This is a genomic window from Niallia taxi, assembly GCF_004005475.1.
Classification (GTDB): Bacteria; Bacillota; Bacilli; order Bacillales; family Cytobacillaceae; genus Niallia; species Niallia taxi.
In genome coordinates this window covers 1-15,251 of the sequence record NZ_RZTZ01000006.1, presented here as the reverse complement: position 1 = coordinate 15,251, position 15,251 = coordinate 1, and the positions used below count along the sequence as shown (strand labels likewise).

Genomic DNA, 15,251 nt, shown 5'->3' with positions numbered 1-15,251 from the left:
GTATAGTTAAGGGGTAGTTATGAAGATTCATATAAAATATAAACAGCTTGTTTTTGCTTTCTTTATGTCGTTAAGCATGAGTGTATTTATTTCATTTATACTTGTTTCGATTAATTTTGGGTATAACAGTCATTTTCTTCCACAATGGTTAAAAACATGGAGCCAAGCCTTTATTTGTGCATTTTTTGGAGCTTACTTTTTTCCGAAATTTATTCATAAAATTATGATAAAAATTCGATTTGTGGAAAATGAAATGAAGGATTCAGAGATTGGATGAATGCTTACATTTGCTGGTACACATAAGTAATAAAGTAACAACACCCAGCGTAAAAGGGTGTTGTTTTTTTTAGCGAGGAAGAAAGTCTTTAAAGCTTTTCCGAAGCTTATCAAGCTGTTCCATATTTTCTAATGATGGAATTGCCTTTCCAACTTCCACAATAAGATTTTCCATTAGGAAAAGAGGGGCAATCATCGAATGAAATTCATTTTTTTCGCCTCTGTCAGCATACAGAAAGATATCATATTTAATAGGGCTTTCGAGTCCAGGCTGGTCACTAATCACAATTGTTTTACCGTTTTTCTGATGAGCATGCATTAAAAGCACCTCTGCTTCCTTAAGTAGCCTTCCAAAGCTAAAAAGCATAACAGTGCAATACTCATTTATGTGTAAAAGCTCCTCCAATATTTCACTTCCAAACCATCTTACAATCCGCACATCAAGACCGTATCGGCGTAATCTATAGCTTAAAAGCTCACCGAGTCCAAGGGAAGGGCCTGGTGCATAAATATATAGCTTATTTGATGTACAAATGGAGGCAACGGCTTTTTCAAATGCTTCCTTTTGAAATAAGTTTAATGTGGCCTGCAGGTGGTGAATACTTCGGTTTAAATGATGACTTTGCAAGCTGGAATACTCTAAATCTGTCATTGTATTCAACAGCTTCTTTGCTGGTGTAATTTCTCGTTTTTCCTTTAAAAATTGCTTAAAGGCTTTCAAATTATCAAAGCCGACTGCCTTCCAAAACCGTGAAACAGAAGCAATGCTAACACCAGTTGCAGCAGCAATATCCTTTTCTGTAGAGATAAGGACCTCTGCTTCATTATGGACAATCCAGTTACCTATTCGCCATTGACTTGAAGACAGCTCATTTAAATTAAACACCGGTTTTCTCCTTTTTTCTATTATCGTAGCATTTCTTGCAAAAAAAATATCAAAATGAAAGAAAATGATAAAAAGTTTACGGTTTTCTTACAATTGCAATATTAGCTATTTATATTTGTTTTTTACAATGTAATAGAAATGAACGAAGGAGGGAACCAAATCTATGAAACCAAATTACACGCTTACCCAGTCACAGAAAATGATGGTATTTATTTTATCCATGTCTCTTTACGGCCTGTCTAACATGATTACTGAACTTGTACCTTCTATTTATCTTGGTCCAGTTGAATTCTCCATTGAGTATTTTGCATTTATCCCACTCACACTTTGTATTTTGTTTCACCCCCTTTATGCTGGGATTGGTGCTGCATTAGGCGAAGTAATTTTTGGTGAAATTATGCTTGGCCAATTCGGAGGCTTCGGAGAGTTAGAGAAATTCATCTCCTTTTCCCTTGCGATGTACTTAGCTGGCAGTATGGTTAAGGATCCAAGGAACAAGCGCCAAGTTGGTATTGCTGCAATGGCCGGCGTAGTTATTCATCAACTCATAAGTATGATGGTCGATATTGGAAAGGTTTGGGTAGGGGTTGATGATTTTGAAGCACTTCCTGGGCTTGCTGAGAGTGTCGTAGTAGTTGAAGGATTCTCATTCTTGAATGATGTGCTTTTTTCCGGTATCTTATTTGCACTCTTGCCAACACTCTATCTTGTGCCAAGACTTTACGGAAAAATAGAACCATTGCTGGGAATGAAGCCTCGTACTCCTGATAACGCTTATGCTATTCGCGGGATACTACACCCAAGGTTTTTGATTCCAGTTATTTTATTGGCGGTAGCTGCATTCGGGTTCGAATATTTATCAGAAACAGAATGGAACATCTTCGAATGGGAAGCAACATTTTCTAATATATCAGAATCAACGTTAACCTTGATTTCCTTATGCGTTGCAGCGGTAGTTTCTGCCACTATTATATATGTACTTATTAAACGCTCTAAAAAGGAAAGGAAAAAAGCAGCATGAACAAAATAATAGATATTCAGAATGTAAGTTTTACTTATCCTAATGAGGAGGAAGCAATCTTAAAGAATGTCAGCATTACTGTTGAAAAGGGAGAATTCTTAGCTGTTATTGGGGGGAATGGGAGCGGCAAGTCAACACTATGTAAGCTTCTGAATGGTTTAATTCCCCATTATTATACTGGTGATTTTGAAGGAGAAGCTTGTATTAATGGACTGAATATAACCTCAAATACGGTAGCAGATCTTTCCGAGCATGTAGGCTATGTTTATCAAGATTTTGAGAATCAGATAGTTCAAGCAAGAGTAATCGAAGATGCAGCATTTGCTCCACTTCACTTTGGTTATGCTGATTATATGGAAAGAGCACGTGAAGCACTTAGAATTGTTGGATTAGAAGATTATGAGAATGAATTTGTGTGGCAGCTAAGCGGGGGTCAGAAGCACTTGCTTGCATTGGCAGGATGTTTGGCATTAAATCCAAAGATAATCGTGCTTGATGAGCCGATAGCACAACTAGACCCATACCATGCAAAATCTATGTATGATGTATTAAAGAAACTGCATCAACAATTCGAGAAAACAATCATTGTGATTGAGCATCACACAGAATTTATTGCCGAATTTTGCTCGACCGTTCTGTTAGTCGATAATGGAAGGGTCGTTTGGAAAAGACCAGTTCGGGAGGCTTTAACTGCTGTTGAAGATTTAACAGCACGAAATATATATCCTCCGCAAGTAACACAGGCTGCCGATCGGTTAAATGTGAATCATGCAGCTGTTCCGATTACGTTGGAGGAAGCAGGGAACAGTTTTGCGCATTTCGTGAAGAAGGAAAATCCCATAACTGATTTCCCGTCTATGAAAAGCAGCGAGACAATAGCAGAATTTAAGGATGTCAATTTTTTGTATCAAACTGTTGAACGATCGTATAAGCAAATTTTACAGGATATAAATATTACTTTTTCCAAAGGAGAAAAGGTGGCGCTTGTTGGTAATAATGGTGCTGGAAAATCGACGTTGCTTCGTTTGTTGACAGGATTTCGAAAACCTAATGCTGGAACTGTTTCTATTAAGGGGAAGTCAACAGCAAAACAGTCACCAGAAAAACTGGCTGACATCGTTACATATATATACCAAAATCCAGAACAGATGTTTATTGAGGACTCTGTGCGCAAGGATGTAGAGTTTTTCTTGAAGGCTCGTAAACAACAAGGATACGAAGAGATAGTAGATCATATTCTAGAGCTTTTCCAGCTTTCCGAGCTTCAGCATAAAGACAGCAGGCTAATGAGTGGGGGCCAGCAGCGGAGAGCATCTCTTGCTATTGGTGCTGCTATGAATCCAGCTATAATTCTCCTTGATGAACCAACTGCCAATTTGGATATTGCTACCCGGAAGCACCTCACTCAATTCATTGATAAGCTGGCAGTTAGAACAGAGTTAGTGTTGATCGCCACACATGATATGCAGCTTGTCAGTGAATGGGCTACACGTGTTGTCGTTATGAACAATGGCCAAGTTATTTATGATGGTGACAAGGAAGGGTTATTTTCTAATTCCTTACTGATGAGAAGGGCGGGGATTATTCCTCCGCAAATTGTAGAGTTATCACATAAGCTCAACATAACACCTGCTAAATATACGATTGATTCATTTATAGATTTTTTTCAGGAGGAATCTGCATGGATTATGCAAAAAACATGATCGACAAGCTGAATGTAGAGCAAATGAAAATCGAGCTGATGAATACGGCATATGCGAATGACCAAACCTTCATTGCGAAATTAGACCCGCGTATCTTGTTCATCTGGTATGGTTTTTTTGGAATTGCACCATGGTTTATTGATGAACAAGTTGTATTACTAGGGATGCTCCTTGCGACAATTATCACTACCGTTATGACGAAAGTAAGCAGGTTGATTCTGTTTATACTTATTCTTGGCATACTTGGTCAAGGCGGCTATATGTTTATTGCTACCTTATTTTTTGGTGGGAATATTACTGTATTACTGCCATTAATTATGCTAACAGTGAAGCTGGCAGTTATTTCTTTAGCAAGTATCACGGTCTTTTGCTCCATGAGTCCTGAAAAGCTAAGTGTTGGGTTATTGAGTATTGGGGTGCCAGGACAAGTTTCATTTTCGATTTCTTATGGCTATAGAATGCTTCCACTGTTGCTTGAGGAGTATAATCATGTATTTATGTCCTATCGATTAAGAGGAAGAGCGCCTGATAAGAAGGGGTTTCTTTATTGGAGAATTACCTATTACTTCATTAGGCTTGCAGTATTGTCCTTTTATCCGCTGCTTCTTAGTGTAGCAAAACGTGCACGGACAACGGTAGAGGCACTTGAAACAAAGGGAAGCAAAAATGCATTCAAAAATCCAGTTGTAAAAAAGCTGAAGCTTCAAACACTTAAAATTGGCAGAAATGATTATGGATTTCTAACAATTAGCATAGTTTATATTATTTCCCTGTATATGGTGGCTTTCCAATTATAAATGAAAAGGAGCTTCTAACATGAAAATTGATTTACACACACATGTAAAAATATCAAAAAAATCGGAATTTATGCCAGATTATTTTCAAACAATGGTGAAAGAAGCAAAAGCAGCGGGCCTTGATGCCATTGCATTAACAGAGCATTTCAACACACAAAGATTTCTCGATGTTTATGATTATTTAGACCAGCATTACCTTTATAACGATGATTATTATGAGGTAGAAGGACTAAAGATATTTCCAGGCATGGAGGTAGATGTGGAGGGTGTTGGTCACATTCTGTTGATTAGCAATCGAAAAGCAATAGTACATATGTTTAAAAGCTTACAGCCTCATTTAGAGGAAGATAAATTTATTACACTTGCTGCATTACTCGACATTGCTGATTCCTATGAAACCATTAAAATTGGAGGACATCCGTTTAGACCAAGTACACCACTTACCCAGCATGAGCCAAGTGTATTAAGAAGACTAGATGCACTTGATTTAAATGGAAAGGATCTTTACTCTATTGGGATTGACGAAAATAAAGAAAATGTTTATTGGCTAGCAGATAAACTCGGTCTTCCGGTCACAGCAGGAAGTGATACACATCAATTTCTTCAGTACGGTGCGGTTTTAAACGATCTAGAACAAGACTGTTCAACGATAACTGAATTAAAAGCAGCAATCAAAAGCAGGCAATACTCAGTTGAAATTTCTCCAGATTTACATTTGCGTGTTCGCTCCGCAACGCTAGCAAAAAAACTGATGAAGCAGCTCCTTGCCAAAAAGGAAGTTATCAGTTAATAAGGACGAAGTGAAATAACGAACAAATCCTTCGCAAAAACAAATATTATTTGATTTCCAGCTGCATTAAATTCTGTGGAGAAAACTTGGATTCGCAAGAGAGCAGGAGTGGAGTGGTCTTCACACTCTATATATTTAAGCTGATTTTTAATACAGAAAAAAACCGAACAAACGAACTTGTTCGGTTTTTTGAGTTGATATTTATTTCACTAGTTTTTTAATAACACTCCTCTATGAAACCAGCTTTAACCCAACTGCTGCACCTAAAACCATTGCGATAAATATAAGTCTTCGCCAGTCTTTGGACTCTCCGTAAAGAATCATACCAAGTATTGCTCCGCCTGATGCACCAATTCCTGTCCAAATTGCATAGGCAGTACCCATTGGAAGTGTTTCCATTGCGTATGCAAGGAAAACAAAGCTTAATCCAAATCCAAGAATCAGTAATAGGACAGACTGCCAGTTTCGGTCTTTATGCAATTTATTTATCATTGTTACACCAAACATTTCACAAAGTCCTGCTGCAATTAAAGCGATCCAAGCCATGTTAAGATACATCTCCTTTTTGCGTTTTATCCTTTGTTACTAATTTCAAACCGATTACTCCTGCTAACAAAAGCAAGATCAAAAGAACTTTTTCGATCTTAAATGGAACACCAAAGAATAGAATTTCCGTAAATATGGTTCCTGCAGTTCCCAATCCTACAAAAACAGCATAAACCGTTCCAACTGGCAGTTTTTTCCCCGCCATAATCATGACATAAAAGCTGATAACGATACATATTGCCGTTCCTGTCCATGTTAGAAAACTATCAGAATGCTTTAAGCCAATAACCCAAAATACTTCAAAAAATGCTGCAATAAATACTTGAATCCAAGTGGAATTCATGTGATGCACCTCCAAATTTATTTTTGCCCGAAAAAAAAACAAAAGCCTGGGAGTAAACTGATAAACAGTTTCTCCCAGGCTTTTGTCCTTCCGTGACACAGCAAACGCTGTGAGTTTTCTCTCGGACCAGACCAGCAGAATTGCTGCGGAACCCTAGAAAACATTTTCGAGCTATATAATTACTTTTCATTATACTGATATCTTTTTAAGATTCAAGGTAGATAAAGTGGAGAAAAAGGGAGGTTTTTTCAAAGAACGGGAGAAAAAGAGAGATAATGAGAAAAGAAGGGTTATTTTTAACCCTTCTCGATTATGTTATAAAACGGAATGCGCTGACGGCTTGCTAGCTGAATATTGATGCCAGCCACCGAAACGAGTAATATCCTTTCCTTCATCTGCAGCCCATTGCTCACACAAAAATCCTTTAACAAACGTACCGTTTTTAAGTTCAATCGTACCAATTCCAAGTGGTGATGGAATGAGTGATAAGAAAGCACCTAGTTGTTGAACAGGCATTTCCCATAATTCAAGATCAATTACAGCTCCCATGATCGGATTACGAATAAGACCAGGCTTTGCTGGAACAGTATTTAATTCAATCAGCTGATAGTTGGCAGAAGTTTTTGCCTTTGTAATAAATTTGGCATCATGCTCCTTCATTTGCACTTCAAGGGGGTACCCTTGCATGTGCAGTCCACAAACTGCAATAGTAATCGTATTTGTTTGCGTCGGCACAGGAGACTCATTTAAAAATTTTTCTGCAAGCCCTGTAATAAGATGTTCATCATTAGCTCCTGAAAATAAAGTAATTCCAAATGGCAATGTTTCCTCTGTAGGTTCAGAAGGAATGTTAATGGCAGATAAATCTAGTAAATTACAATGATTTGTATAAAGCCCCATTTGACTGTTTGTTTGAAGGGGATCGCTGCGAACCTCAGCCCGTGTCCATGTTCCTCCAGCAGTTGGCATTATTAATACTGCATCTTCGAGCTGGATATGCGCTTTCCGTTTTGATGCTTGTAGCTTATGCATTGCTTGAAACAAAGAGGAGGCAGTATATGCTGATTTAGCTCCAGTACGTAACACGGCTTCCGTTACAGATAGGCTTGAGTTTGGATGCTCCTCAATAAACGCTCCTAAATCAGACCATCTTTCTGCAACCCATGGCCCATCATATAAAACAGAAGCTGCTTCTAGCAAGTAGCTTACATCTATCTTTTCGATAAGGATTCCGAGTCTGTTAACTTTTGTTAAAGCTGTTTGCCAGGCTTGTTCATATTCCTTTGCAAAAGGTCCATAAAATTCAGGAGAATCCGCTGGGATTAATAGGCGCTTAGGCAGAGAGGAAGGCTCTCTCTTTACAGTCTTTGACCAAGGATCTTCTTTATCAAAGCCTCGAACAGCTTCATCCACTAAAACAGTGTCTTGAAGATTATTAGAAAATACAGTGACACAATCTATGCTTGCACATGCAGGGACAACCCCTTTAACTGGCCATGCACCAAGACTTGGCTTGAACCCGATAAGTCCGTTTAAGGCTGCTGGGACACGACCAGAGCCGGCAGTATCTGTTCCAAGGGAAAAAGCTGCTTGACCGCGCGCCACAGACACTGCCGAACCAGAGCTTGAACCACCACTGATTAGCTCTGGTCTTAATGCGTTTTGTGTTTCTCCGAAAGGACTTCTCGTGCCGACAAGTCCAGTGGCGAACTGGTCTAAATTTGTTTTTCCGATCGGAATGGCACCTGCATTAATTAAGCGCTGAACAATAGTGGCACTTTTTTCAGGTGTATAGGCAAAATCAGGACATCCAGCAGTTGTTGGAACACCTGCAAGATCAATATTATCCTTGATGGCAAAAGGAATACCCCATAAAGGTGACTTATCTCTGTCGATTAAATTGAGATTATCAATATAGGAACGAATAAAGCTCCAGGAAGGGGGAGTAATCCAAATATTGAAATCCTTATCAGCCTCAGCCCGTTCGATAATAAGCTCTATAAGTGCTTCAGGCGTTAACATGCCGTTTTCATATCCTGCCTGAATTTCATGAATGGATAATGTCTTTAGGGAATTTGTCTGCACTTAAATCACCGCTTTCTGCTTTTTTAATAGAAACAATTAATTGGCCTGCATATACCTCATCACCAGGGGCAACATGAATAGATTCAATGGTTCCATCAAAAGGAGCTACTTGTGGAAATTCCATTTTCATGCTTTCTTCAATGATTAATGTATCGCCTTTTTGAACGCGGTCTCCAGATGAAACTAGTACCTTCCAAACACTTCCTGGCATGGAGCTGCGCACAGCTTCTGCTCCATCTGGAAGCACTTCCTCTGCAGGCTCAGCTGTTTCTTGCTCTGATATATATTCTGCCAAACCAAGCTCCTGCCATCTTTCACGCTCTTCATGGAAGGCGGCTTGCTGTGTGCTCCGGAATGTATTTGTACTTTCCTCAATGGAGGATAGAAAAGTTAAATAATCACCAAGCTTAAAGGTTGTTTCGGTTATATCAATTTCAAATCTTCCGCGCAGGAAGTCTTCGCGCATTACTAGTAATTCATCCGCACTGACTGGATAAAATGAAATTTGATCAAAGAAGCGAAGCAGCCATGGCTTTCCAGCCTGAAAGCTTTCTGTTTCCCGCAATCTGTTCCATACTTGAACAGTTCGGCCGACAAATTGATAGCCTCCTGGTCCTTCCATACCATAAACACACATATAAGCACCGCCGATACCAACTGCATTTTCTGGTGTCCAAGTTCGGGCAGGATTATATTTTGTTGTAACAAGACGGTGGCGCGGGTCTACCGGTGTTGCGACAGGTGCGCCAAGATACACATCGCCAAGGCCAAGGACAAGATAATTGGCATCAAAGACAATTCGCTTCACTTCATCCATATCATTTAATCCGTTAACACGTCGTATGAATTCTAAATTACTAGGACACCAAGGAGCGTCAGGTCTAACATTCTTTTGGTATCTGTCGATAGCCAATTGTGTTGATGGATCATCCCATGATAGGGGAAGGCGGACAATACGTGATGGCACTTCAATCTCCTCTAATGGTGGGAGTGAGTCATTGATAGAAGCAATTATGTTGCTTAGTTTTTTAACTGTCATTTTGGATGCATCAATATGAATCTGCAGTGAACGTATGCCTGGTGTCATTTCAACGATAGGCAAATCAGTTTCTTTTTGAATGGCTTCCATTAAAGCATGAACCTGAAAACGCAGCAGCAGGTCTAGCTCCATCTCACCATATTCAACTAACACATGCTTATCACCAGCGGCTCTGATTTTCATCGGAATTCTGCCTGTTGACTGTTCTAGTAATACAGGGTAATCGCAAGGAAGCGGGACTATATCCTCGGTAAGTGCTGGCAGAATCTCAACTTCCTTTTCTCCAATGCTTAGAAGATATTGCTCCTGCGAGTCGCGAAGCGCTTCTGCCGCTTCCAGTGTGATCAGCTTGAAGCGGATTTTGTCACCAGCATGAAGCTGGCCAATTTTCCAAAATTCAGCTGATGCAGTTGTGACAGGGCAAACAAATCCACCGAGACTTGGCCCATCAGGACCGAGTAATATCGGCATGTCACCAGTTAAATCAAGTGTACCGACAGCGTAGGCATTATCATGTATATTGGATGGGTGCAGACCTGCTTCACCACCATCAACGCGTGACCAAAGGGGAGCAGGACCAACTAAACGAACTCCTGTCCGTGAACTATTAAAGTGAACCTCCCAGCTTGTTTCTGTCAGCTGCTCCAAATATTCTGGCAACAAAAACTCTGTTGTGCAATGCGGGCCAGGGATGACACCAATTGTCCATTCTTTTGTGAATACTGGTTTACGGTCATTATGGATGTAAGTATAAGCAGGCAGGGAAGCATCGTTAACAGACAATACGTCACCAGTTCGTAATGCTCTGCCGCCATGTCCACCAAAGCCACCAAGAGTAAAGGTTGCGGCACTGCCTAAATAAAGGGGCATATCCAAGCCGCCAGCAATAAGGAAATACGTCCGCATTCCTGTATCAGCTTCACCAAATGTTAACGTTTGACCTCTCTTTGCATGGATGATTGTGTACATCGGTACTTCCACATCCCCAAGAGTTGCATGCATATCAGCACCAGTTAAACAAAAGGAAGTGTCAAAGCGGAAGCGGTATGTGCCGCCGCGTAAAGTTAACTCTAAACCAGATGCGTTTTCGGCATTGCCTAATAGTTTGTTTCCAATTCGGAAGGATAGTGGGTCCATTGGTCCACATGGAGGAACACCAACGTCCCAATGGCCAATTCTTCCTGGCCAATCCTGCACAGTAGTTTGAATACCACCATCAAGCACCTCTATTGCCTGTTCAGCAGGAGAGAAGTTTTCAAGCATACGAGTATAAACAAGCCCGTTTCGGCAATTATCCTCCGATAAAAGTGCTCGAATATAGGATAGATTTGTAGTGATACCATAAAATCTTGCCTCTGATAGGGCTATGTCCAGCTTATGAAGCGCATCTTCCCGAGTGTCTCCATGCACAATGATTTTTGCAAGCATCGGATCGTAAAAGGATGTAACCGTAAGTCCATCACGTACCCACGATTCTACCCGGGCATTTTCAGGGAAAACTACTTGATCTATCTGACCACCGCTTGGACGGAAGTCATTTAAGCAATCCTCTGCATAAATTCTTGCTTGGATACTATGACCAACTGGTTTTTTGTATAATTGCTCAAGGCCACGTAACTCACCGGCTGATTCTCTGACCATCCACTCGACTAAATCAATACGAAGAACTTCCTCTGTTACGCCATGCTCTACTTGCAGTCTTGTGTTTACTTCAAGAAAGTAAAATTGCTCTGTGTCTGGGTCATACAAAAATTCCACTGTTCCTGCACTGCGATAACCAACCTCTGCTGCAAGGCGTTTTGAAGCAAGCAGCATTTGTTCACGAACTGCAGAAGACAGGCAGGGGGCAGGACTTTCCTCCACGACTTTTTGATTGCGGCGTTGAATTGAGCAATCTCGTTCACCAAGTGCTGCCACCTCGCCGAATTCATTCCCAAATATTTGGACTTCAACATGACGGGCCTTTTGAATATATTTTTCTAAAAAGACGCCACCGTTGTTAAAGTTCGTTTGCGCTAGCCTGCTAACGGACTCGAAAACAGTGCTTAATGCTGTTTCATCCTCGCAAACGCGCATGCCGATACCGCCGCCGCCAGCTGTGCTTTTCAGCATGACAGGATAGCCGATTTTTGCTGCTTCTGACAGAGCTGTTGAAAGCTTTGTTATAAGCTTCGTACCAGAAAGCATCGGAACATTTGCTTTTTCGGCAATTTCCCTGGCGGAATGCTTTAAGCCAAACAGCTCTATTTGCTCAGGTGTTGGCCCGATAAAGGCAATGTTTTTCTCAAAGCAGGCCCGTGCAAAATCAGCATTTTCACTTAAAAAACCATAGCCAGGATGAATTGCTTGAGCACCTGTTTCCTGTGCTATTTGTAGAAGAAGATCTGCATTTAAATAAGAATCCTTTGCAGCACCTTCACCAATCAAAATGGCTTCATCTGCCAAATCAACATGAAGGCTGTCTTGGTCAGCTTTTGTATAAACAGCCACAGACAGAATTCCCATTTTTCGAAGAGTACGCTCAATGCGAACAGCAATCGCTCCGCGGTTGGCAATTAATACTTTTGTATACATAATTGTCACTCCTTTATCATTTATCCCAAACAAGCACCTGTATTGGGGTTGGATTATAAGCATTACAAGGATTATTTAATTGTGGGCAATTGCTGATTAACACGAGCACACGAGCTGCTGCTTCCATTTCCACATAATAGCCAGGAGCAGACACACCATCAGCAAACGTTAAGCCGCCATCTGGTGTGACGGGGACATTCATAAAAAAGTTAACATTTGGAGCCAAGTCCCGTTTTGTAAAGCGGGGGTCATTGTTTGAAAGCTGCAGCATAAAGGTATCTCGGCAGTTATGCATTGGCAGTGTGTCATGTGAATAGCGGACAGTATTGCTTTGAGCCGAACAGGCGCCGCCGAGTGTATCGTGGTTACCACATGTGTCTGCGACTATTTTCACTAACTCCTTGCCAGACTCTGATAAAAGGACAGAACCAGTCGTTAAATATACATTGCCTTGATTGGTAATCGTATTGACTGCACTGTAATGGTCAATAGGGTTCTCCGCATCATAAAAGAGCGTGTCTGCAGCTTGATTTCCTTCTATATCGACAATCCGCAGAACCTGCCCTGGCTCTAATGTGTATGTCCAGCCATCGCCTGCCGGAATTGTTTCAGCTATAAAGGCATTTTCCTGTTTACGCTCGCTTTCAACTCGATAAAGTACTGCCATTATTTCATTCCTCCTATCGTAAGTGTTGTATAATCCCATGTGTTTACAAAGGCACGCCTGTTTTCAGGACAATAATTTAGGCAGTGATCATCCTCACCAACTGGAGCCGCAGCTGTGACCTCCATTTTTATCGGGACAGTAGGATACTTAGTGCTTGGATTTAAAGGATTCGGTGTATTGGATGTAATTACGAGGACATCCATTTCTGTTCTTAGGACAATAAAGTCGCCTTTTTTTGCATGCTCAAGGACATAATGCATGTTTCCATCCTCTGTGCAATAGACCTTAGAGAATAAGTTGACAACAGGCACAAGATCACGAACAGTCATCCCGTTGCGGAACAATTCAACAGCAAAGTTCTCCTCACCACTGCGATGCCAGTCATTTCTATATTCCTGATAAGTTGTTTTGCCATAGCGCTCGTCGACAAGTCGGCGTGAGATATAGCCTGATATAGTGTCATGCCAGCCCAATGAATCGTCAATAATGCTTGCAAGGACGCGGCCGTTATCACTCATCAGCACATTTCCCTTCGTTAAGTGAGAAGTATGCTGTGCCTTTAAAGTATCTGGCATATTATACCTTTCAGCAGTATCTGCAGCAGAATACAAAAGCAGGGAAAGATTTGCACCATCCTCAGTTGCTGTAAATTTAATCGTTTTTCCACGGCTGATTACACCAGACCACTTTCCGCCACCAGGAATGTTAATAACTGTATTCATAAATAGACCCTCCTTAAAAAAATAAAAGGACAAAAGCGAAAGAGAGATTTTCATCTCCCAGGCTTTTGTCCTTCCGTGTATACAGCAAGTGCTGCACGCTCTCTCTCGGACCTGACTTTAAAGAAAACTCTTTAAACGGAACCCTAGACAGCTTTTTGTTTTCAACGATATTGTGATTGTGAAAACCTTTATTAGATTGTTAATAAACTAAAGTATAACTATTCTGAAAATAAAAACTACTAATCTGTCAGATTATCTGACATAGTTTTTTGTTGCAGCAATTTTTTCCTTGTAGTGGAGCTTTTATCTTTTGATGTTATCCATGCTTTTCTTATGGCCATGTAAATAAAGCCAATAATAAGCCAAGCCAATCCATACATTAGTGTTTGTTTATTAAGCAGTGTCAGCAGCCAGCAAATGAAACCAGCGCCAATTAACGGGAAAACAAGATAGACAAAGGTTCCCTTCAAGGACCGTTCTTTTTGCTTCATATAGTAGTGGGCGATCACAGAAATATTCACAAAGGTAAAGGCAGTCAAAGCACCGAAGCTGACAAAGGTTACAGCTGTATCAAGATCAAAAAAGACAGCAGCGAAGGAAATTACTCCAACAAAGATGATGTTAGCAACAGGAGTTTTGTATTTTGGATGAATAGCTGTAAACAGCTTCACAGGGAGAATCGATTCACGGCCTAAAGCGTACAGAAATCTGCTTACACTTGTCATGGAGGAAACGCCTTGAGTGAAGGTGGCAATTATCAACACCATAATAAAGATAGAGCTTAATAGATTACCACCAACAAGCTGAACAAGTGCGTATGCAGCATTATCTGGATTCGAAAATGCAAAGTTAGGAAAAGCAACTTGTGTTAAATAAGAAATAGCAATATACATGACAGCCGCAATAAGAACGATTAGAAAAATTGCTTTCGATACGGTTTTTTCTGCTTTTATTGTTTCTTCAGACATGGTAGTGACTGCATCAAAGCCAAGAAAACAGAAGCAAATTAGGGAAGCACCAGTAAATACTGCGCTTAATGAACTATGATCACTTAAAAACGGTGAAAGGGAAAAGAGCGAGCTAGCAGCAGTGTCACCAGTAATAACATCCTTAACAATTAGTGCACAAAATAACACGATAAAGGCAATTTGCACAAGGACAGATATACCGCTGATGCGGGCTGCAGATTTAATGCCGACGATGTTCACAATAACTAGCACAATATTCATGATAATAATCCAAACGAATACCGGAATAGAGGGGAATTCTGTATTCATAAAGATGCCAAAAGTTAAAATAGCGATAATAGGGGAGAATACATAATCTAATAAAAGGGCCCAACCGACTAAAAAACCGACCTTCGGATGAATGGATTTTTTTGTATACGTATAAGCAGAGCCAGAAATAGGGTAAGCCTTAACCATGCGGCTGTAACTGAAGGCGGTAAAAAAGATTGCTAGAAAAGCAATCAAATAAGCAGGAGTCATCATGCCATCTGCCGCTTCAAATGCAACTCCATAAACAGTAAAAAATATCATTGGTGTCATCCACGCAAGGCCCATGAAGACGACTTGATGGAGCTTTAAGGTTTTTGTGAGTGTCGGTTTTTGATTAATCATATTATTCATCCTCTTTTCCAAAATAAATTTGAAAAAATAAAAGCCCGGAAGAATTTTAAAATGTACCCTATAGAGTAGACACTTAAAAAAAGTCTACCTATAGGGTATTTTTTTGTATAATTATGTAACACAACTAGAGAAACATGGAGACGGAGAAAATAATGAGTAAAAAGATTTTCACAG

General features: G+C 40.3%; 13 protein-coding genes and 2 riboswitches. Of the genes, 5 read left to right on the top strand and 8 right to left on the bottom strand.

Going from position 1 to position 15,251, the window contains the following annotated elements; all coding sequences use genetic code 11:
• Positions 1-19: 19 nt before the first annotated feature.
• Complete coding sequence (locus EM808_RS15645; RefSeq protein WP_127739153.1) at positions 20-277, top strand: DUF2798 domain-containing protein; 258 nt, start codon at positions 20-22, stop codon at positions 275-277.
• Between the two features lie 69 nt (positions 278-346).
• Here EM808_RS15645 and EM808_RS15640 read toward each other — a convergent pair whose 3' ends face one another.
• Positions 347-1,162: a MurR/RpiR family transcriptional regulator gene (locus EM808_RS15640; RefSeq protein ID WP_164849680.1), complete on the bottom strand. Its 816-nt coding sequence runs from the start codon at positions 1,160-1,162 to the stop codon at positions 347-349.
• Positions 1,163-1,325: 163 nt separating this feature from the next.
• On the opposite strand from EM808_RS15640, the gene EM808_RS15635 reads away from it, so the two are divergent.
• From EM808_RS15635 to EM808_RS15620, 4 genes are read left to right on the top strand one after another with little or no spacing between them, the layout of a single operon-like run.
• The gene (locus EM808_RS15635) at positions 1,326-2,183 is read left to right on the top strand and encodes a cell division protein FtsQ (RefSeq protein WP_127739151.1); all 858 of its coding nucleotides are present in this window, start codon (positions 1,326-1,328) and stop codon (positions 2,181-2,183) included.
• A complete protein-coding gene (locus EM808_RS15630; RefSeq protein WP_127739150.1) occupies positions 2,180-3,886 on the top strand; it encodes an ABC transporter ATP-binding protein in 1,707 nt (568 codons plus the stop codon). The genes EM808_RS15635 and EM808_RS15630 overlap by 4 nt, the downstream gene beginning before the upstream one ends.
• Positions 3,865-4,683: an energy-coupling factor transporter transmembrane component T family protein gene (locus EM808_RS15625; RefSeq protein ID WP_127739149.1), complete on the top strand. Its 819-nt coding sequence runs from the start codon at positions 3,865-3,867 to the stop codon at positions 4,681-4,683. The genes EM808_RS15630 and EM808_RS15625 overlap by 22 nt, the downstream gene beginning before the upstream one ends.
• A 19-nt stretch (positions 4,684-4,702) precedes the next feature.
• Complete coding sequence (locus EM808_RS15620) at positions 4,703-5,473, top strand: PHP domain-containing protein (RefSeq protein WP_127739148.1); 771 nt, start codon at positions 4,703-4,705, stop codon at positions 5,471-5,473.
• A 231-nt stretch (positions 5,474-5,704) separates the two neighbouring features.
• On the opposite strand, the gene EM808_RS15615 is transcribed toward EM808_RS15620, so the two are convergent.
• The 7 genes from EM808_RS15615 to EM808_RS15585 all read right to left on the bottom strand — a co-directional run bounded on the left by EM808_RS15615 (position 5,705) and on the right by EM808_RS15585 (position 15,068).
• Positions 5,705-6,019 (bottom strand): DMT family transporter, encoded by a 315-nt coding sequence (locus EM808_RS15615; protein WP_127739147.1) that lies wholly within the window; start codon positions 6,017-6,019, stop codon positions 5,705-5,707.
• A 1-nt stretch (position 6,020) separates the two neighbouring features.
• Positions 6,021-6,362, bottom strand: coding sequence for a DMT family transporter (locus EM808_RS15610; protein ID WP_127739146.1), 342 nt, complete (start codon positions 6,360-6,362; stop codon positions 6,021-6,023).
• Between the two features lie 69 nt (positions 6,363-6,431).
• A riboswitch (guanidine-I (ykkC/yxkD leader) is annotated at positions 6,432-6,530 on the bottom strand.
• A gap of 147 nt (positions 6,531-6,677) precedes the next feature.
• The gene (gene atzF / locus EM808_RS15605) at positions 6,678-8,447 is read right to left on the bottom strand and encodes an allophanate hydrolase (RefSeq protein ID WP_127739145.1); all 1,770 of its coding nucleotides are present in this window, start codon (positions 8,445-8,447) and stop codon (positions 6,678-6,680) included.
• Positions 8,410-12,060 (bottom strand): urea carboxylase, encoded by a 3,651-nt coding sequence (gene uca / locus EM808_RS15600; protein ID WP_127739144.1) that lies wholly within the window; start codon positions 12,058-12,060, stop codon positions 8,410-8,412. Before uca ends, atzF begins: the two co-directional genes overlap by 38 nt.
• A 16-nt stretch (positions 12,061-12,076) precedes the next feature.
• The gene (locus EM808_RS15595) at positions 12,077-12,727 is read right to left on the bottom strand and encodes an urea amidolyase associated protein UAAP2 (protein WP_127739143.1); all 651 of its coding nucleotides are present in this window, start codon (positions 12,725-12,727) and stop codon (positions 12,077-12,079) included.
• On the bottom strand, positions 12,727-13,449 hold the full coding sequence (locus tag EM808_RS15590) for an urea amidolyase associated protein UAAP1 (RefSeq protein WP_127739142.1): 723 nt from the start codon (positions 13,447-13,449) through the stop codon (positions 12,727-12,729). The genes EM808_RS15595 and EM808_RS15590 overlap by 1 nt, the downstream gene beginning before the upstream one ends.
• Positions 13,450-13,501: 52 nt before the next feature.
• Positions 13,502-13,607: riboswitch (guanidine-I (ykkC/yxkD leader) on the bottom strand.
• Positions 13,608-13,688: 81 nt separating this feature from the next.
• A complete protein-coding gene (locus tag EM808_RS15585) occupies positions 13,689-15,068 on the bottom strand; it encodes an APC family permease (protein ID WP_164849679.1) in 1,380 nt (459 codons plus the stop codon).
• Between the last annotated feature and the right edge of the window lie 183 nt (positions 15,069-15,251).